Source organism: Sphingomonas sp. SORGH_AS_0950, from assembly GCF_030818415.1.
Lineage (GTDB): Bacteria > Pseudomonadota > Alphaproteobacteria > Sphingomonadales > Sphingomonadaceae > Sphingomonas.
The window spans coordinates 3,351,951-3,369,494 of sequence record NZ_JAUTAE010000001.1; the positions used below are offsets into that span (position 1 = coordinate 3,351,951).

At 67.3% G+C, this 17,544-nt stretch carries 16 protein-coding genes; 10 read left to right on the top strand and 6 right to left on the bottom strand.

The genetic code is table 11. The features are described from left to right. Positions 1 to 10 precede the first annotated feature (10 nt). Positions 11 to 1,012, bottom strand: a complete 1,002-nt coding sequence (locus QE385_RS15140; protein ID WP_307103210.1) for a DNA topoisomerase IB — start codon at positions 1,010 to 1,012, stop codon at positions 11 to 13. A gap of 121 nt (positions 1,013 to 1,133) precedes the next feature. Between QE385_RS15140 and QE385_RS15145 the strand changes: the two genes are divergently transcribed. Beyond that, the gene (locus QE385_RS15145; RefSeq protein ID WP_294234857.1) at positions 1,134 to 1,706 is read left to right on the top strand and encodes a type 1 glutamine amidotransferase domain-containing protein; all 573 of its coding nucleotides are present in this window, start codon (positions 1,134 to 1,136) and stop codon (positions 1,704 to 1,706) included. A gap of 227 nt (positions 1,707 to 1,933) precedes the next feature. Further along, entirely contained in the window at positions 1,934 to 2,860 is a 927-nt protein-coding gene (locus QE385_RS15150; protein ID WP_307103212.1) for a right-handed parallel beta-helix repeat-containing protein, read from the top strand. Here the strand turns inward: QE385_RS15150 and QE385_RS15155 are convergent. Next, positions 2,835 to 4,193 carry a putative O-glycosylation ligase, exosortase A system-associated gene (locus QE385_RS15155; RefSeq protein WP_307103214.1) on the bottom strand — a complete coding sequence of 453 codons (1,359 nt, stop codon included), beginning with the start codon at positions 4,191 to 4,193 and terminating at the stop codon, positions 2,835 to 2,837. The genes QE385_RS15150 and QE385_RS15155 overlap by 26 nt on opposite strands. Next, positions 4,186 to 4,338 carry a hypothetical protein gene (locus tag QE385_RS15160; RefSeq protein ID WP_307103216.1) on the bottom strand — a complete coding sequence of 51 codons (153 nt, stop codon included), beginning with the start codon at positions 4,336 to 4,338 and terminating at the stop codon, positions 4,186 to 4,188. The genes QE385_RS15155 and QE385_RS15160 overlap by 8 nt, the downstream gene beginning before the upstream one ends. A 95-nt stretch (positions 4,339 to 4,433) precedes the next feature. Between QE385_RS15160 and QE385_RS15165 the strand changes: the two genes are divergently transcribed. Then, the gene (locus tag QE385_RS15165; protein ID WP_307103218.1) at positions 4,434 to 5,648 is read left to right on the top strand and encodes a TIGR04063 family PEP-CTERM/XrtA system glycosyltransferase; all 1,215 of its coding nucleotides are present in this window, start codon (positions 4,434 to 4,436) and stop codon (positions 5,646 to 5,648) included. Beyond that, entirely contained in the window at positions 5,645 to 6,319 is a 675-nt protein-coding gene (locus QE385_RS15170) for a hypothetical protein (protein WP_307103220.1), read from the top strand. Before QE385_RS15165 ends, QE385_RS15170 begins: the two co-directional genes overlap by 4 nt. A gap of 350 nt (positions 6,320 to 6,669) precedes the next feature. Here the strand turns inward: QE385_RS15170 and acnA are convergent, their stop codons facing one another. After that, on the bottom strand, positions 6,670 to 9,357 hold the full coding sequence (acnA, locus tag QE385_RS15175; RefSeq protein WP_307103222.1) for an aconitate hydratase AcnA: 2,688 nt from the start codon (positions 9,355 to 9,357) through the stop codon (positions 6,670 to 6,672). A gap of 393 nt (positions 9,358 to 9,750) precedes the next feature. Here acnA and QE385_RS15180 point away from each other — a divergent pair, with 393 nt between their 5' ends. From QE385_RS15180 to QE385_RS15205, 6 genes are all read left to right on the top strand, one after another. After that, entirely contained in the window at positions 9,751 to 9,948 is a 198-nt protein-coding gene (locus tag QE385_RS15180; protein ID WP_307103224.1) for a hypothetical protein, read from the top strand. A gap of 152 nt (positions 9,949 to 10,100) precedes the next feature. Then, positions 10,101 to 10,646: a helix-turn-helix transcriptional regulator gene (locus tag QE385_RS15185; protein WP_307103226.1), complete on the top strand. Its 546-nt coding sequence runs from the start codon at positions 10,101 to 10,103 to the stop codon at positions 10,644 to 10,646. Positions 10,647 to 10,699: 53 nt separating this feature from the next. After that, the gene (locus QE385_RS15190; protein ID WP_307103229.1) at positions 10,700 to 11,047 is read left to right on the top strand and encodes a hypothetical protein; all 348 of its coding nucleotides are present in this window, start codon (positions 10,700 to 10,702) and stop codon (positions 11,045 to 11,047) included. 50 nt (positions 11,048 to 11,097) lie between these two features. After that, positions 11,098 to 11,568 carry a hypothetical protein gene (locus QE385_RS15195; RefSeq protein ID WP_307103231.1) on the top strand — a complete coding sequence of 157 codons (471 nt, stop codon included), beginning with the start codon at positions 11,098 to 11,100 and terminating at the stop codon, positions 11,566 to 11,568. Further along, a complete protein-coding gene (locus QE385_RS15200) occupies positions 11,558 to 12,016 on the top strand; it encodes a hypothetical protein (protein WP_307103233.1) in 459 nt (152 codons plus the stop codon). Before QE385_RS15195 ends, QE385_RS15200 begins: the two co-directional genes overlap by 11 nt. A 77-nt stretch (positions 12,017 to 12,093) precedes the next feature. Beyond that, complete coding sequence (locus QE385_RS15205) at positions 12,094 to 12,453, top strand: phasin family protein (RefSeq protein WP_307103235.1); 360 nt, start codon at positions 12,094 to 12,096, stop codon at positions 12,451 to 12,453. A gap of 289 nt (positions 12,454 to 12,742) precedes the next feature. On the opposite strand, the gene QE385_RS15210 is transcribed toward QE385_RS15205, so the two are convergent. Further along, on the bottom strand, positions 12,743 to 14,314 hold the full coding sequence (locus QE385_RS15210; protein WP_307103238.1) for an efflux transporter outer membrane subunit: 1,572 nt from the start codon (positions 14,312 to 14,314) through the stop codon (positions 12,743 to 12,745). After that, the gene (locus tag QE385_RS15215) at positions 14,314 to 17,541 is read right to left on the bottom strand and encodes an efflux RND transporter permease subunit (RefSeq protein WP_307103239.1); all 3,228 of its coding nucleotides are present in this window, start codon (positions 17,539 to 17,541) and stop codon (positions 14,314 to 14,316) included. Before QE385_RS15215 ends, QE385_RS15210 begins: the two co-directional genes overlap by 1 nt. Positions 17,542 to 17,544 lie beyond the last annotated feature (3 nt).

Consider the following 17,544-nt stretch of genomic DNA (forward strand, 5'->3'; position numbering starts at 1 on the left):
ACGGGGGCGGTCAGGCCGCCTTGCTGGCCGGGGTTCCGGCCTCCAGAAATGCGATCAGCCCGCACTCGACGCGGGACAGCCCCGCGCGCGCACGCGGCAGGCGCAGGGTCTTGCGAAACGCTGCTTGGCCCTCTTTGACGAGCGCGATCAGCGAGGGGTGGACATAGGATTTGCGCGCGATGGCGGGGGTGTTGCCCAGCTTTGCGACCACGGGCTCCAGCATCGCCTTCAGGCTGAGGTCCGCCTCGGCCAGCGCCAGCGCCTCGAACGCCGCCACGCTGGCGGCCCAGGTGCGGAAATGCTTGGCGGTGAAGTCGCAGCCCGTGGCCTCGCGGATATAGCCATTCACGTCCGACGAGGTGACCGGGTTGGCCTCGCCATCCTCGTCCACCCAGGCGAACAGATGCTGTTCGTCCAGATCCTGGCACCGCTTCACGAAACTGGCGAGCGAGCGGTCGGTCAGGGTCATGTCGCGCATCTTGCCCGACTTTCCCCGGTAACGCAGGCGCAACGTGGTGCCCTTCACCTGCCCGTGACGCTTGCGCAGCGTCGTCGCGCCGAAACTCTTGTTGGTGGCGGCATAGGCCTCGTTGCCGACGCGGATATGGCCGTTGTCGAGCAGCCGGACGACGGCGGCGACCGCGCGATCCTTGCACAGGCCGCGCTTCTTCAGGTCCGCCTCCACCCGCTTGCGGAGCCGGGGCAGGGCATGGCCGAACGCGGCGCAGCGTTCATATTTCGCCGCTTCCTGCGCCTCGCGGAAATCGGTGTGATAGCGATATTGCTTGCGCCCCTTCTCGTCCCAGCCGACCGCCTGGATATGGCCGTTGGCGCGCGGGCAGAACCAGGCGTCCCGATAGGCGGGGGGCAGGCCGATGCGGTTCAGCCGGTCGATTTCGTCGCGATCGGTGATCCGCTCGCCCTTCGGGCTCCAATAGGCCCAATGCCCGCGGACCTTGGTCCGGGTGATGCCGGGCTTGCTGTCGTCGCAAAAGACTAATCGGGTGGCCATCGCTCTCTCTCGGGTCGTCCTTGCAAATGCGTCGCTGGTCGCTTCGTTCCGGAACGGCCGATGCGGTCGCGGGTTCTGACTTGGCCGATCCCCCCAGGCATTCCCGACAGGAGTTTTCATCATGGCCGATCTTTCCCAGGCACGCGTCCTGATGCTCGCCGCCGACGGTTTCGAGACCGTCGAGCTGTTCAAGCCGCGCCAGGCGCTGGAGGAAGCGGGCGCGAAGGTGACGCTCGCCTCGCTCAAGTCCGACCCGATCCAGGGCATGGAAGGCGACATCAACAAGGCGGAGACCGCGACCCCCGATCTGACCGTCGACGAGGTCGATACCGACGATTACGATGCGCTCGTCATCCCCGGCGGCACCTGCAACCCCGACAAGCTGCGCCTGAACGAGCGCGCGGTCGAGATCGTCACCGAATTTATGGAGGACGACAAGATCGTCGCCGCCATCTGCCACGGCCCCTGGCTGCTCGCCGAGGCGGATGTGATCGATGGGCGTCGCCTGACCAGCTATCCCTCGATCCGCACCGACCTGTCCAATGCGGGCGCCGATGTGGTGGACGAGGAGGTCGTGGTCGACGGCAATCTGATCACCAGCCGCAAGCCGGATGACATCCCCGCCTTCAACCAGGCGATCCTGACCGCGCTGGAAGACGAACTGGCCGACGAGGAAGAAACCGAAGAGGCGTAAACTCAATCCTCCCCATCGCAGATGGGGAGGGGGACCGCGCCCGCAGGGCGTGGTGGAGGGGCATGGCTGGTCCGTCGCCCCTCCACCACCGCTTCGCGGTGGTCCCCCTCCCCGAGCAAGCTCAGGGAGGATAGGCATCATCCCTTCGCGGGACGATCGCGGGCGTCGCATCCTTTGCCCATGCATGGCAGGATACGGCGCCCGTTCGCTTTTTCAGGATGTCCTCCATGCGCCTGGTTCCGCTCCTATTCCTCGGCATGACGTCGGCCGCCGCCCTCGCGCAGGGCAGTGCTGCGCCCTTCACGGTCGGCGGGCGAGGCTTCGGCACGTTGCAGGAGGCGGTGACGGCGATCGGCGATGGCGACGGGACCATCCGGATCGCGCCGGGTACGTACCGCGAATGCGCGGTGCAGACGGCGGGGCGGATCGCCTATGTCGCCGCCGATCCGGGCAAGACGATCTTCACCCGCATCGCCTGCGAGGGGAAGGCGGCGCTGGTCCTACGCGGGCGCGGCGCGCAGGTGCAGGGCATCGTGTTCAGCCATATCGAGGTCGGCGACGGCAATGGCGCGGGCATCCGCATCGAGAAGGGGCCGCTGTCGGTCAGCAACGCGATGTTCCTCGACAGCCAGTCGGGCATCCTGTCCGCCGACGATCCCAACGGCACGGTCAGCGTCGACCATTCGACCTTTTCGGGGCTGGGCCATGACCCGACCGGCACCGGCGCGCATGGCATCTATATGGGCCGCTACCGATCGCTGCGCGTCACCGCCTGCCGGTTCGAGCGCGGGCAGGGCGGCCATTATGTCAAGACGCGCGCGCCTTACGTCGAGGTGCTGGACAGCAGCTTCGACGACAGCCAGGGCCATATGACCAACTATATGATCGACCTGTCCAACGGGGCGAAGGGGCGGATCGCGGGCAACGAGTTCGTGTTCGGCCGCGACAAGGACAATCACTCGACGCTGATCACCGTCGCGCCGGAGGGGGCGAAGAACGACTCGTCGGGGCTGGCGGTCGAGAACAACCGCGCGCGGCTGGCACCCGGCGCGGGCTTCAATCCGGTGTTCGTCGGCAACTGGGCGGGCGAGCCTTTGGTGATCCGCGGCAACGTCCTGGGCCCCGGCATCACGTCGACGGCGCGAAAGTGGTAGGGCGGAACAGCGGCTTCTGCCGCGCCTCGCGCGTCTTGCGGGTCAGATAGGTGTCGAGCCCGATCTGCGCGGCCATCAGCTGATAGAGGAAGGGGTTGAACGCGATCCCGACGAACGCCCCGCCCAGCAGATAGATCAGGTGCCCGTGCTGGAGCGCGCCCGCCAGTTGCCCGCCCCAGTGCAGCGGATCGCTGGCGGCCCGGTAACGGCGGCGCAGCGCCTCCATCCGCAGGATGCCCGCCACATTGATCCCCAGCCACAGGAACAGCCCCGGCCAGCCCTGTTCGCCCAGCATCTCGAAATAGCTGGAGTGATAGGCGCGGGCGCGGTCGGTGGTTACGCGCTTCTCCACCTTCGAGTCGTGCGCCGAGCCCTCGACCGAAGTCAGGTCGAACCGCACCGAATTCTGCAGATAGGCCTCGAACCCGCCGCCGAACGGGTTGGAGGTCGCATAGTCGAGCGTCCATTTCCACACCGCCAGCCGGGTCGAGGCGGACTCGTCCCCCTGATAGGTGCGGATGGTGTTCATCCGCTGTGTATAGGAGGAGGGCAGCAGCGGCACGACCGCCACCCCGGCGACCGCCAGCGCGCCGATATAGAGCAGCCGCCGCTTGACGTCGCGCAGCATCAGGATCGCCAGCAGCCCGATGCACAACAGCCCGGTCCGCGCCGAGGTCCCGACCGGGATCAGCAGACAGGCGAAGATCAGCCCCAGCCCGAACACCCGCACCCGCCAGTCGGGTGGGAAGATCGTGCCGTGCCGCATCAGCCACAATATGGTCGGAATGACCGAGATGGCGACCGCCGAGATGATGCTGCCCTCGTACAGCCCGGTATTGTTGTTCACCATCAGGTTGAGTTCGCCGTAACCGCCGCCGCTGACCAGCGTCTTGACCCCGCCGACGATAACGATCGACGCCAGCGACAGGACCATGAACAGCAGCAGCGCCTCGATCCGCAGCCGGGTGCGCAGGGTCAGCGGCAGGAAGACGGCAAAGGCCAGCGCCTTCCACACCCATCCCCATTTGTCCGCCGCCTCGATCGGGAAATCGGCCCCGAAATAGGTGGTGATCCCGCAATAGATCAGCAGCATCAGGATGCCCGCCTGCCGCGCGGTGAACCGGCTGTCGCGCTTGTCGTCGACCAGCGCCCAGGCCCCGACCGCCGCGACCACCGCGATCAGCGAGATCGGCACCGTGTTCAGCAGATAATAGGTCAGCCGCTGGGGCGAGACGATGTCGATATAGATATAGGTCAGCACCAGCAGGAACGGGCGGCGCAGGCCCATGCCGAACAGGCTGACCAGAAAGCCGATCAGGAACAGGTCACGCATCGCCGCGTGGCCGTTCGCCGGGGCGTTTGATTCGCGACGGACGCTCGACCTCGCCCTCCTGGTCCAGATCGCGGCGGGTCAGCAGGCGCCACGCCGCCAGCAGCATCAGGCCATGGGTCAGCAGCAGGGCGAAACTGTCGATCATCGCCCCTCCTTCCCATTCCAAAACGGCGCGGTCGGCCACGCTTATAAACCCACGGTTGACGCGGCGTTAAGGGGTGGCATGACAGGTGTAACGCCATGCGTATCCTGCATATCCTCGACCACGGTCTGCCGCTGCAAAGCGGATACACGTTCCGGACGCGCGCGATCCTGAAGGCACAGGTCGCCCAGGGGCATGAGGTGGCGGCGGTCACCGGGCCGCGTCAGGGCAAGGGCGAAGGCGGGGTCGAGATGCTCGACGGGCTGACCTTCTACCGCACCCCCAGCGCGACCGGCACGCCCGACGGGCTGGTCGGCGAGGCGAGGGGGATGGCCGCGCATGTCCGGGCGATCGGGGCGGCGGTCGACGCGTTCCGGCCCGATATCCTCCATGCCCATTCGCCCGTGCTCGATGCGCTGGCCGCCTGGGTCGTGGCACGGCGGCGCAAATTGCCGCTGGTTTACGAAATTCGCGCCTTCTGGGAGGATGCGGCGGTCAGCAACGGCACGGGTGTCGAGGGCAGCCGCCGCTACCGCGCGACTCGTGCGCTGGAAGGCTGGGCCTGTGCGCGGGCCGATGCGGTCGCGGTCATCTGCGAAGGACTGCGCGGCGACCTGATTGCGCGGGGAATCGCGGCGGACAAGATCATCGTCTCGCCCAATGGCGTCGACCTGACCCTGTTCGGCCGCCCGCCCGCGCGCGACGACGCATTGGCGCGCGAGCTGGGGCTGGACGATGCGGAGGTCATCGGCTTCATCGGCAGCTTCTATGATTATGAGGGGCTGGACGACCTGATCGCCGCCATGCCCCGTCTGGTCGCGGCACGGCCCCGCGCGCGGCTGCTGCTGGTCGGCGGCGGTCCGATGGAGGCGGCCTTGCGCGCACAGGCGCAGGCCTCGCCGGTGGCGTCGGCGATCCGCTTCATCGGGCGCGTGCCGCATCAGTCGGTCGAGCGCTATTACGGGCTGGTCGATATCCTCGCCTATCCGCGCAAGAAGATGCGGCTGACCGATCTTGTCACGCCGCTGAAACCGCTGGAGGCCATGGCGCAGCGGCGGCTGGTCGCGGCGTCCGATGTCGGCGGGCATCGCGAGCTGATCCGCGACGGCGAGACGGGGACGCTGTTCCCGCCCGACGATCCGGTCGCGCTGGCCGATGCGCTGGCGGACCTGCTGTCGAATCGCGGGATATGGGAGGCGCGGCGCGATGCGGGCCGATATTTTGTTGAAACCGAACGCGATTGGGCCTCGAATATCCGCCGTTACGAACCTGTTTACCGAAACCTGCTAGGCAAGGCGCCGATCGGATCATGACCTTCACCGCGACGCCTTCCCCCTATCGCTTCGTGCCCGCGCTGGTCGGCGGGGCGTTCGGCGTGCTGCTCGCCTTCATCCTGCTGGTCGCACCGGTCTGGCGCCTGGAAATGCTGGTCGCGCAGCTGGGGCTGGCCGACATTTTCTCCGCCGCGCAACCGCCCTTGGGCGTCAAGGCGCGGCTGTTGCTGGCGTTCGGGATCGGCGCGGGCGGTGGAGCCGTCCTGTGGGCCGCGACCTATCTGCTCTGGGGTCCGGGCGGGCTGCTGGCCCGGTGCGCCAAGGCCGAGGATGCGGAGGACGAGGATTATGTCCCCAGCGTCCGCCGCTCCGACCGCCACCCCGATGCGCCGCCGCGTCGCCCGCTGCTCGCCGCCGAACTGGGCGCACCGCCGCCCCCGCCGGAGGACGAGGACATGCCCGACATAGAGCGGACGCTTCCCGCCGATCTCGACATGCCGCTGGCCGCGTTCGATCCGGACGCGATCCGCGCCGTCCCGCGCGAACCGGTCCGCACCGAACCCGAACCCATGCCGATCCCCGCCATGCGCGAACCCATTGCCGAGGAACGCGGCGGCGCGCTGCCGCTTCGCGGGGACGAGTCGATCGAGGCGATGCTGGAACGGCTGGAGCGCGAAACCGCGCTGCGCAAGGCGCACCGGCAGGGATAAGGCGCTTCGGGCCGAGTCGAACCGGGAGCTCCGGCCTGAAGAGTATTTGGTTCGCGCAGAGGCGCGGAGGACGCAGAGACAGGATCTCGGAAAATCGCGCCTTTCTCCACGAGGTGAGAGGAGCAACGCGTCCCCGGGCGGCGACACCTCTGCGTCCTCCGCACCTCTGCGCGAACCCCATTTTGCCTTGAGGCTCCCCCCACGGCGCGCAACGTTCACGCGAACGGATGACGGGCAAAGCGCGGACCCGGCCACCGCGAACAAGCAAACGCCCGCCCGGACGAATCCGGACGGGCGTCTGATGCCATCGGCAAGGGGAGCGGGCCACCGGCCCGCCCCCGACGGGCAGATTAGGCCGCCAGCTTGCGCAGAACGTACTGCAGGATGCCGCCGTTCAGGAAATATTCCAGCTCGTTGACGGTATCGATGCGGCACTTGGTCAGGAAGGTCTCGGTCGAGCCGTCCTTGCGGGTCAGGATCACCTCGACATCCTGACGCGGACGGATCGCCGCCACGTTCTGGATGGTGAAGCTCTCGGTGCCGTCCAGCTTCAGCGTCTCGCGGGTCACGCCCTCGGCGAACTGAAGCGGCAGGACGCCCATGCCGACCAGGTTCGAACGGTGGATACGCTCGAAGCTCTCGGTGATGACCGCGCGCACGCCGAGCAGGTTGGTGCCCTTCGCCGCCCAGTCGCGCGACGAGCCGGTGCCATATTCCTTGCCCGCGATGATGACGAGCGGCGTGCCGTCGGCCTTGTGACGCATCGCGGCGTCATAGATCGGCATCACTTCGCCGTCATACTGGGTCATGCCGCCTTCGACGCCCGGCACCATCTCGTTCTTGATGCGGATATTGGCGAAGGTGCCGCGCATCATCACGTCATGGTTGCCACGACGCGCGCCATAGGAGTTGAAGTCCTTCTTGGCGACCTGATGCTCCTGCAGGAAGATACCTGCCGGGCTGTCGGCCTTGATCGAACCGGCCGGGCTGATGTGGTCGGTGGTGATCGAGTCGCCCAGGATGGCGAGCGGCTTGGCCTCGATGATGTCGGTGACGGGCTTCGGCGTCATCTCCATGCCCTCGAAATAGGGCGGGTTGGCGACATAGGTCGAAGCGGCGGGCCAGCTATAGGTGTCCGAGCCGGTCACCTCGATCGCCGACCACTTGGCGTCGCCCGCATAGACGTTGCCGTAGCGCGAACGGAACATCTCGTCGTCGATGTTCGCATCCATCAGGCTGCGGACTTCGTCGTTCGAGGGCCAGATGTCCTTCAGGTAGACGTCCTGGCCGTCCTTGCCCTGGCCGATCGGCGTCTCACGCATGTCCTGCGTGACGGTGCCCTTCAGCGCATAGGCCACCACGAGCGGCGGCGAGGCGAGGAAGTTGGCGCGCACGTCGGGCGACACGCGGCCCTCGAAGTTGCGGTTGCCCGACAGGACCGAGGCGGCGACGATGTCGTTGCCGTTGATCGCCTTCGAGATCGGCTCGGCGAGCGGACCCGAATTGCCGATGCAGGTGGTGCAGCCATAGCCGACCAGGTTGAAGCCGATCGCGTCGAGATCGGCGGTCAGGCCCGCCTTGTCGAGATAATCGGTGACGACCTGGCTACCGGGGGCGAGCGAGGTCTTGACCCAGGGCTTGGGCTTCAGGCCCAGCGCGTTCGCCTTGCGGGCGACCAGGCCGGCGGCGACCAGCACGCTCGGGTTCGAGGTGTTGGTGCAGCTGGTGATCGCGGCGATCACGACGTCGCCGTCGCCGATGTCGTGGCCACGATCGTCGACCGCGACGCGCTTGGCCTCGTCCTTCTTGTACACCTTGGCGAGGTCGGCGTTGAACACGTCGTCGACTTCGGTGAGGACGACCTTGTCCTGCGGACGCTTCGGACCGGCCAGCGACGGCACGACCGTCGACATGTCCAGTTCCAGCGTGTCGGTGAAGACGGGGTCGGCGGCATCGTCATGACGCCAGAAGCCGTTCGCCTTGGCATAAGCCTCGACCAGCGCGACATTCTCGTCCGAACGCGCGGTCAGGCGCATATAGTCGAGCGTCTTGTCGTCGACCGGGAAGAAGCCGCAGGTCGCGCCGTACTCGGGCGCCATGTTGGCGATCGTCGCACGGTCGGCGAGCGTCATCGACGACAGGCCAGGGCCGTAGAATTCGACGAAGCGGCCGACCACGCCCTTGGCGCGGAGCATCTGGGTGATGGTCAGCACCAGGTCGGTGGCGGTGATGCCTTCCTGGAGCTTGCCGGTCAGCTTGAAGCCGACGACTTCGGGGATCAGCATCGACACGGGCTGGCCGAGCATCGCGGCTTCCGCCTCGATCCCGCCGACGCCCCAGCCGAGCACGCCCAGGCCGTTGATCATCGTGGTGTGGCTGTCGGTGCCGACCAGCGTGTCCGGGTACGCGATCGCGGACGAGCCGGTCGCATGCTCGCCGGTTTCGGTCGAGGACCAGATCGCCTGGCCGATATATTCCAGGTTCACCTGGTGGCAGATGCCGGTGCCCGGCGGGACCACCGAGAAATTGTCGAGCGCCTTCGAGCCCCACTTCAGGAACTCATAGCGTTCCATGTTGCGCTGGTACTCGAGGTCGACATTGTCCTCGAACGCCTGGGGCGTGCCGAACTCGTCCACCATGACCGAGTGGTCGATGACGAGGTGGACGGGGACCTGCGGATTGATCTTGGCCGCGTCGCCGCCCAGCTTGGTGATCGCGTCGCGCATCGCGGCGAGGTCGACCACGCAGGGCACGCCGGTGAAGTCCTGCATCAGCACGCGGGCCGGGCGATACTGGATCTCGCGGTCCGAACGCTGGGTCTTCTGCCAGTCGACGATCGCCTGGATATCCTCGCGCGTGACGGTCGTGCCGTCCTCGAAGCGCAGCAGATTCTCCAGCAGCACCTTCATCGAGAAGGGCAGGCGGCTGATGTCGCCGAGCTGCTCGGATGCCTTGGCGAGGCTGAAATAATCATAGGTCTTGCCGTCGACGTTCAGCGTCGAGCGGGTCTTCAGGCTGTCCTGGCCTATCGCAGTCATGGGCGTCCCTTCTTGGTCGAGCCGAGCACGCCCGGGGGACACGGCAGCATGCAGCCGCGAGCAGGCGCGCCGGGAATAAATCCGGTAGACGCCAGCGGCCTTAGCAATGGCGGGGCCGACAGGGAAGGGTGTCAAGTTGCGGAAACGCCGTCGTCCCGTCCTTTCCCGCGATGCCCTTTCCCGCAACGATCGCAACCGGCGGTCCTGTCGTGGAAAATCCGTGGAACAGCTGTGCCGAATGACGGGTTGAGCCGTCATGGATGGAGTTCGGATAATGCACGGCCTGATCGTTTCACGATTCCCCGCATCGGCTACGGGGCACGAAGCGGTAACGGCGCGTTCGCCATTGTCCGCGATGCGCCGCGACGCGCGTACCGATGGTGGATGGCGGTGATGGCGAAGGACACGCCCCAATCGCCCCGCCGACCCGACCCGATCGTCGCGGTCGGCCTGCTCACCCAGCGCGACCTCGACGTGCTGGGGTCGGGTTTCCGACGATCCTTCCCGGTCCAGGAGGACACGGCGTTTGACGATCTGTTGAAGGCGCTCGACTCGATCGAGGGAATCGCGTCCTCGACCCGGCGCGAGTAAGGCCGACGGAGGTCCAACCAAATCCTTGAAAATTCGTGTCCTGGCCAAATCGGTCGCCAAATCGGACAAGGAGTGTCTTGGCGAGGCACCACTCTCGCGGCTAGGGCGTGGAACGCACGCGGGCGATCCGCCCGGCGTGGTCGGAAAAAGTGATGACCCCCGAACGTTTCGCCCTGTTGACCCGCCGCCATCGCGAATGTCTGCGCGGGGTGAAGGCCTTGAAAGGGTCCAAGGAAATCGCTGCCGAGCTGGGGCTCGGGAAATCCACCGTCGACAGCTATCTGACCGAGGCCGTTCGCCTGCTGGGCGCACGCAATCGTCGCGACGCGGCCATCGCACTGGCCGATTTTGAGGCCCATGAAAATGGCCAAGTCCCTGAAATCGAAGCAGAACCTACCCCGCATAAAATCATACCCGATTCTGCGGGGCTAGTTTCCGAACCGACGCCCATGCCACTTCCGATGGCACCGGATGGGAGTACGGTCGGCGGGGCGGTGCAGGGCGGCCATGTCCACGCATCGCCCCGCTTGTCTCTCCCGGTCCGGCGTCAGGGCCAGGCCCGCAACGACATGACCATGGCCGAAAGGCTGCTGTGGATCCCCACGATCGCCGTCGCGCTCGCCATCGGCTTCGGCATGCTGGCGACGGGACTCGATGTGATGACCCGGGTCATCGGGCGGCTGTCGCACCTTGGCTGACGGCAATGTGCCATGCCGCAGGGAGCGGGCATGGTAGAAATCGGGGGCAAGCGATGATGACCGAACATGAATCGGCACTTCAGGTGACCGAGCTGCTGTGGAAGCTGGAAAACGATCTCGACGCGGCCTTCGCGACGGCGGGCGCATTGGCGATGGCCCTGCCGCGGGCACGGGCCGAAGCGAAGCTGTCGGCGGTGGTCGGCCAGCACGCCTTCGAGATGCTGGGCCAGGCGATGATGGCGATCGGCCAGGCGCGCGGCCATACGGTGCAGAGCCACCGCATCCTCGAAAAGGTCGGCAAGACGATCGGCTTCGACGCCGACGAATATGGCGACAACCGTCCCAAGCCGCCCGAAGTCACCGGCACGGTGTCGCCGATGCCGCTGCGCGCCGCGGCCTGATCCGACAGGCACGGCGTGTCCGACCCATCATCCAGGCAGCGGGGCACGCCGTGACTCACGTCTATGTCTTCAACTTCCTGCAAGGGCTGGTCTGCCTCTATGCGCTGACGCTGGGGGGATGGCCCGAGCGCACCACCGCCGTGATCCTGCTGTGCGCCTCGGTCGCGACGGTGGTCCTGCCCTTCGATCCGTCGACCAGCTTTCACCGCGTCGAGGCGCTGGAGCTGGGCATCGACCTGGCGTTGATGATGGGGCTGACCGGCGTGGCGTTGCTGGCCAACCGGTTCTGGCCGCTATGGCTGGCCGCGTTCCACCTGCTGGCGGTGGGGATTCACGGGGTTAAGGGCTTCGACCCGGCGCTGATGCCGTGGATGTATGCGGCGGCGGGCGGCAAGCTGGCCTATCCCATGCTCGTCCTGCTGGGGATGGGGGTGCTGCGCCATCGCATCCGGCTGGCGCGCTATGGCACCGATCCCGACTGGACCCTGCCATGGCGGGGCGGCGAACGGCATGGAGCCTGAATTTCGCCTGCTGCACTGGCCTGAGGCGGATCGCGCGAGCTTCCAGCATTTCGTAGAGGTCATGGCGGACGTGCAGACCCGTATCGCGGCCATTTCGGGGACGCCCGGCGGCGGTGTGCCGGTGCCGCGTGCGCCGCGCGTGCCGACCCCGCAGGAATGCGCGCGGATGATCCTGAACCAGCGGATCGAGCTGCGCCGGATCGCGGGGCCCTGTGCCGACATGTTCGGCGATCCCGCCTGGGAGATCATCATCGCGCTGTTCGAGGCGGGCGAGCCGCTGTCCGACGAGGCGCTGCTGGACGCCATCGGCCTGCCGCCGGAGGGTCTGACCGGCCCCCGCTGGATCGCGCTGCTCGTCCAGCGCGGCTGGGTCGAGCGCCACGAGGACGGATTGACACTGGGCGCGCCCGCCGAGGCGATGCTGACCCGGTACTTCGCGGGGTTCTGAGCGCGATCGGGCGGGGTGAAACTCCTGACGCGGCCAAGGGTTCAAGGGATACGGGCAAAGGCAAGGAGACGGACGAGATGGCCGAGGATAATGGCGGCGGCGCGGGTGCGATCGGTGGCGATATGGGCACCGGCGCCTTTGCCGACCGGGTGAAGGGCGCGGGCGAGGCGATGCAGGCGACCGGCCAGAAGATGGCCGAGGGCGGATCGCAGGTCACGCTCAAGATGCTGGAACAGGCCGAAACCAACACGCGCGAGGCTTTCGCCGCGATGCGCTCGGCGGCCTCGGCCAAGGATCTGGGCGACGTGATGCGCATCCAGACCGAGTTCCTGCGCGAACAGGGCAATCGCTCGATGGCGCAGGCGCGCGAGATCGGCGAGTTGATCGTCCAGTTCGGTCGCGACGCCGTCGGCGCGGCGCGCGGGTCCGGCAATTAGGGCATATCGACAGTCAGCGATGCCCTTCCTTCCCTCGCCCCTCGTAGAGGGGAGAGGGTTGCGCAGACTTGGTCTTTGCGAAAGCAAAGGCCTAGTCGGAGCTGGGTGAGGGGTGGGCTCGCGAAGCGAGCGCGCGAGCCTTTGGGCTCGCTCAACCTCTTACCCAAGCTGCGCTAGCCAGCAGGCTGGCAAGCATCGCTAACCCTCTCCCCTGTCCAGGGGGAGAGGGAAGAAGACGCAATACTGACGGCATCCCGCCCGGCGCGAGAGGCGGCCGGGCGGGATCGCCTCAGCCGGCGGGGCTGACCGGCACCGGGCCGTTGGCCGTCGCCTCCAGCAGCGAGTCGCCGCCCAGCACGCGGTAGAGGGTGACGCGGTTGCTCGCCGCCGTCAGCTGGGTCGCGATCACCGTGCGCTGCGCTGAATAGAGCGAGCGCTGCGCGTCCAGCGTGTTCAAGAAGGGCGTGATCCCGCCGCGATAGCTGGCTTCGGTCAGGCGATAGGTATCCGCCGCCGCCGTCAGGAAGCGGCGATTGGCCCCCAGCTGGTCGGCGATCGTCCCCTGCCGGGCCAGCGCATCGGCGGTTTCCTGGAACGCGGTCTGGATCGTCTTTTCATAGGTCGCCAGCGCGGCATCGCGCTGCGCCTCAGAATAGCGGACCCCGGCGACGCCCGCGCCCGCCTGGAAGATCGGATAGCTGACCGACGGCGCGACCGAATAGTTGAAGCTGCCGCCCGAGAAGAGCGAGGACAGCGCGGTGCTGGCAAAGCCGACCAGCCCGGTCAGCGAGATACGCGGGAACAGCGCCGCGCGCGCCGCGCCGATCTGGCCATTGGTCGCGCGCAGCTGATATTCGGCCTGCACCACATCGGGGCGGCGCAGCAGGATGCCCGAATCGAGCCCGGCGGGCAGGGTGGCGATGGTGGGGGCGGCCTCCTCGATCGACGCGGGCAGCAGACTGGCCTCGATCGGCGCGCCGACCAGCAGTTGCAGCGCGTTGACGTCCTGCGCCACGGCGGTCTTCTGCTGCGCGAGATCGGCCTGCGCGGTGGCGAGCACCTGTTCGGCCTGGCGCAGGTCGGTGCGCGGCGCGATGCCGCCCTCCAGCCGGGCGCGGGTCAGCGTGACGCTGCGCTCGGCACTGGCGGCGGTCTGCTGCGCGATGGCGAGCAGGCTCTGGTCCGCGCCATAGTTCAGCCAGGCATCGGCGATGTCGCCGACCAGCGTCAGCCGGGTCGCCCGCGCCCCCGCCTCGGTCGCGAAATAGCGGTCGAGCGCCGCGCCGGTCAGCGACCGCACGCGCCCGAACAGGTCCAGCTCGAACGCGGTGGTGCCCAGATTGACCGACCAGGCGCTGCCATTGCCGCCCGAGCCGGTGACGATCGAGCCGCCGGTGCCCCCGGTTCCCACACCCGTCCCGGTTCCGCCGGTGCCGACACCGCCCGTGCCCGTCCCGCCGGTTCCGGTTCCGGTGCCGCCATTGCCGACCGCCTGGCTCGCCGCGCCGCCCGATCCGCGATCGGTATAGCTGTAGCGGCCGGTCGCATCGACTTGCGGCAACAGGCTGGCGCGCTGGATGCGATATTGCGCGCGCGTCGCGGCGATGTTGGCGGCCGCCACGCGCAGGTCGCGATTGTTCGCCAGCGCCTGCGCGATCAGCCGTTGCAGCCGTGCGTCGCGGAAGATGTCGCTGTAGCGCACGCTGGGCAGCGCCGCCTCCGACTGGCGGAGATAGGCATCGCCGACCGGCCAGGAGGCCGGCACCGGCAAGGCGGGCTGGACATATTTGGGCGCCATCGAACAGCCCGACAGGGCGGTGGCGGCCAGCAGGATCGCGGGCAGGGGGAATGGAATACGCATCAGGCCTTCTCCGCGCCTTCGGTGGCGGCGGGACTATGCCCCGCGCCATGCTCGCTAGTCGGACGCCCACGCAGACGGGCCAGGCCGTTGCGCACCGACCGGCGGACCAGCACGAAGAAGAGCGGGATATAGAAGATCGCGAGCACGGTCGCGGTCAGCATGCCCCCGATCACCGCCGTGCCGATCGCGATCCGGCTGTTCGCGCCCGCGCCAGTCGAGATGGCGAGCGGCAGCACGCCGAAGATGAAGGCGAAGCTGGTCATCAGGATCGGCCGCAGGCGGATCTTGGCCGCCTCCAGCGCGGCGTCGATGATCCGCTTGCCCTGTTTCTCCGCCTGCTCGGCGAACTCGATCATCAGGATGGCGTTCTTGGCCGCCAGCCCCATCGTCGTCAGCAGGCCGATCTGGAGATAGACGTCGTTGGTCAGCCCGCGCAGCGTCACGAAGGCGACCGCGCCGATCAGGCCCAGCGGGATGACCAGCAGCACCGCGAACGGGATCGACCAGCTTTCATAGAGCGCCGCCAGGCACAGGAAGACGACCAGGATCGACAGCCCGTACAGGATTGGCGCCTGCCCGCCCGACAGCCGTTCCTGATAGGACAGCCCCGCCCAGGCGACCGAGGTGCCGGGGATGTCCGCCGCCAGTTCGGTCATCCGCTGCATCGCGTCGCCCGAACTGTAGCCCGGCGCGGCCGATCCCTGGAATTCATAGGACGGGATGCCGTTGAACCGCGACAGGGTGGTCGGCGCCACGCCCCAGTTGATCGTCGAGAAGGACGAGAAGGGCGCCATCTGCCCGCTCGACCCGCGGACGAACCATTGCTTCAGGTCCTCGGGCTCGGCGCGGTACGGCGCGTCGCCCTGGACATAGACGCGCTTCACGCGGCCCCGGTCGATGAAGTCGTTGACATATTGCCCGCCCCAGGCGGTGGACAGCGTGCTGTTCACCTGTTGCTGCGACAGGCCGAGCGCGGACAGCTTCTGCTGGTCGAGGTCGACGCGCAGCGTGGCGATGTCGGGCAGCTCGGTCAGGCGGACCGAGGCCAGCTTGGGATCGGCATTGGCCTTGGCGAGTAATTCGTCGCGCACCGCCTCGAACTTCTCCAGCGGCATGCCGGAGGTGTTCTGCAACTCCATGGTGAAGCCGTCCGACTGGCCCAGGCCGCGCACGGCGGGAGGGACCAGCGCGAAGACCTGCGCGTCGCGCAAGCCCCGGAACGCGGCGGAGGCGCGGCCGGTAATCGCATCGGCGCTGTTTTCCTTGCCCTTGCGATCGGCCCAGTCGACGAAGTTGATGAAGCCCTGGCCGGTATTCTGGCCGCTGGTGCCGCCACCACCGCCGCCCGCGACCGAGAACAGCACCTGGACGTTCTTGCCCTCATGCTGCGCGAAATATTGCTCGACGCGGCGCTGGATCTCCATGGTGCGGTTCTGCGTCGCACCGGCGGGCAGGCGGAACTGGACGATGGCCGCGCCCTGGTCCTCGGTCGGCAGGAAGCCGGTGGGCAGGCGCAGGAACAGGATCGCCAGCAGCGCGACGACGCCGACATAGATCAGCAGGAACAGCCATTTGCGGTCGACCACGGTGCGCACGGCCGAGACATATTTCTCGACCGTCCAGTCGAAGCGGCGGTTGAACCCGTCCTTCGCGCGCTGGAGCCCATGCGCCACGCGCGGGAATTTGCGGTCGAGCCAGGCGCCGTCCTCGCCCTCCTTCGCCTTCTGCTTGAGCAGCGTCGCGGTCAGCGCGGGCGACAGGATGATCGCGACCGCCACCGACAGGATCATCGCCGAGACGATGGTGATCGAGAACTGGCGATAGATGACGCCGGTCGACCCGCCGAAGAACGCCATCGGCAGGAACACCGCCGACAGGACCAGCGCGATGGCGACCAGCGCTACGGTGATCTCGCGCATCGACTCGATCGTCGCCTCGCGCGGGGTCATATCCGGATTTTCCTCGAGCAGACGCTCGACATTCTCCACGACCACGATCGCGTCGTCGACCAGCAGACCGATCGCCAGCACCAGCCCGAACAGGGTCAGCGTGTTGATCGAGAAGCCCGCCATGTAGAAGATGGCAAAGGTGCCCAGCAGCACCACCGGCACCGCGATCGTCGGGACCAGGGTCGCGCGCCAGCTTTGCAGGAAGACGAACATGACAATGACGACGAGGATGATCGCCTCGATCAGCGTCTTGACCACCTCGTCGATCGACAGCTTGATGAAGGCGGTGGTGTCGTTGGCATAGGCGACCTTCAGGCCCGGCGGAAAGCCCTTGGCGACGCGGGTGATCTCGGCCTTGACCAGCTCGGCGGTCTTCAGCGCGTCGGCGCCCGGCGCCATCAGCACGGCGATACCGGCGCCCGGATGCTGGTTGATCCGGCTGACCGCGGCATAGCTTTCCGCGCCCAGCTCGATCCGCGCCACGTCGGACAGCTTGACGGTCGCGCCGTTGTTCAGCGTCTTGACGATGATCTCTCGGAACTGCTCGGGCGTCTGGAGGCGCGACTGCGAGGTCACGGTGGCGTTGAGCATCTGGGTCGAGGCGGACGGCGTGCCGCCGACCTCGCCCGCCGCGACCTCGGTATTCTGGTTCTGGATCGCGGTGGTCACGTCCGAGGGCATCAGCTGGTACGAGGCCAGCTTTTCCGGGTTCAGCCAGATGCGCATCGCATATTGCGATCCGAACACGTTGGTGTCGCCGACGCCCTGGATACGGCCCAGCGGGTCCTGGAGATTGGAGACGAGATAGTCGGAGACGTCCTGATTCGTCATCCGGTTCGTCTCGTCATAGACGCCCGCGATCAACAGGAAGTCGGGGTTCGACTTGCGGACGACCAGGCCCTGTTGCTGCACCTGTTGCGGCAGGCGCGCGACCGCCTGCTGGACCTGGTTCTGGACCTGGACCTGCGCGATGTCGGGGTCGGTGCCCTTGGCGAAGGTGGCGGTGATCGACACCGAGCCGCGGCTGGACGAGGAGGACTGGAAATAGAGAAGCCCGTCAATGCCGGTCAGCTGCTGTTCGATGACCTGGGTGACCGAGTTTTGCAGCGTCTGCGCCGAGGCGCCGGGGAAGGTGGCGCGGATCGACACCTGGGGCGGGGCGACGTCGGGATATTGCGCGATGGGCAGGCCCATGATCGCGCCGACGCCCGCCAGCATGACGATGATGGCAAGGACCCAGGCGAAGATGGGACGATCGATGAAGACACGGCTGAGCATGGT

What these genes read in the sequence shown, in the direction of transcription:
- QE385_RS15140 (WP_307103210.1), bottom strand. Translation starts at nt 1,012, where the DNA reads ATGGCCACCCGATTAGTCTTTTGCGACGACAGCAAGCCCGGCATCACC.
- QE385_RS15145 (WP_294234857.1), top strand. Translation starts at nt 1,134, where the DNA reads ATGGCCGATCTTTCCCAGGCACGCGTCCTGATGCTCGCCGCCGACGGT.
- QE385_RS15150 (WP_307103212.1), top strand. Translation starts at nt 1,934, where the DNA reads ATGCGCCTGGTTCCGCTCCTATTCCTCGGCATGACGTCGGCCGCCGCC.
- QE385_RS15155 (WP_307103214.1), bottom strand. Translation starts at nt 4,193, where the DNA reads ATGCGTGACCTGTTCCTGATCGGCTTTCTGGTCAGCCTGTTCGGCATG.
- QE385_RS15160 (WP_307103216.1), bottom strand. Translation starts at nt 4,338, where the DNA reads ATGATCGACAGTTTCGCCCTGCTGCTGACCCATGGCCTGATGCTGCTG.
- QE385_RS15165 (WP_307103218.1), top strand. Translation starts at nt 4,434, where the DNA reads ATGCGTATCCTGCATATCCTCGACCACGGTCTGCCGCTGCAAAGCGGA.
- QE385_RS15170 (WP_307103220.1), top strand. Translation starts at nt 5,645, where the DNA reads ATGACCTTCACCGCGACGCCTTCCCCCTATCGCTTCGTGCCCGCGCTG.
- acnA (WP_307103222.1), bottom strand. Translation starts at nt 9,357, where the DNA reads ATGACTGCGATAGGCCAGGACAGCCTGAAGACCCGCTCGACGCTGAAC.
- QE385_RS15180 (WP_307103224.1), top strand. Translation starts at nt 9,751, where the DNA reads ATGGCGAAGGACACGCCCCAATCGCCCCGCCGACCCGACCCGATCGTC.
- QE385_RS15185 (WP_307103226.1), top strand. Translation starts at nt 10,101, where the DNA reads ATGACCCCCGAACGTTTCGCCCTGTTGACCCGCCGCCATCGCGAATGT.
- QE385_RS15190 (WP_307103229.1), top strand. Translation starts at nt 10,700, where the DNA reads ATGATGACCGAACATGAATCGGCACTTCAGGTGACCGAGCTGCTGTGG.
- QE385_RS15200 (WP_307103233.1), top strand. Translation starts at nt 11,558, where the DNA reads ATGGAGCCTGAATTTCGCCTGCTGCACTGGCCTGAGGCGGATCGCGCG.
- QE385_RS15205 (WP_307103235.1), top strand. Translation starts at nt 12,094, where the DNA reads ATGGCCGAGGATAATGGCGGCGGCGCGGGTGCGATCGGTGGCGATATG.
- QE385_RS15210 (WP_307103238.1), bottom strand. Translation starts at nt 14,314, where the DNA reads ATGCGTATTCCATTCCCCCTGCCCGCGATCCTGCTGGCCGCCACCGCC.
- QE385_RS15215 (WP_307103239.1), bottom strand. Translation starts at nt 17,541, where the DNA reads ATGCTCAGCCGTGTCTTCATCGATCGTCCCATCTTCGCCTGGGTCCTT.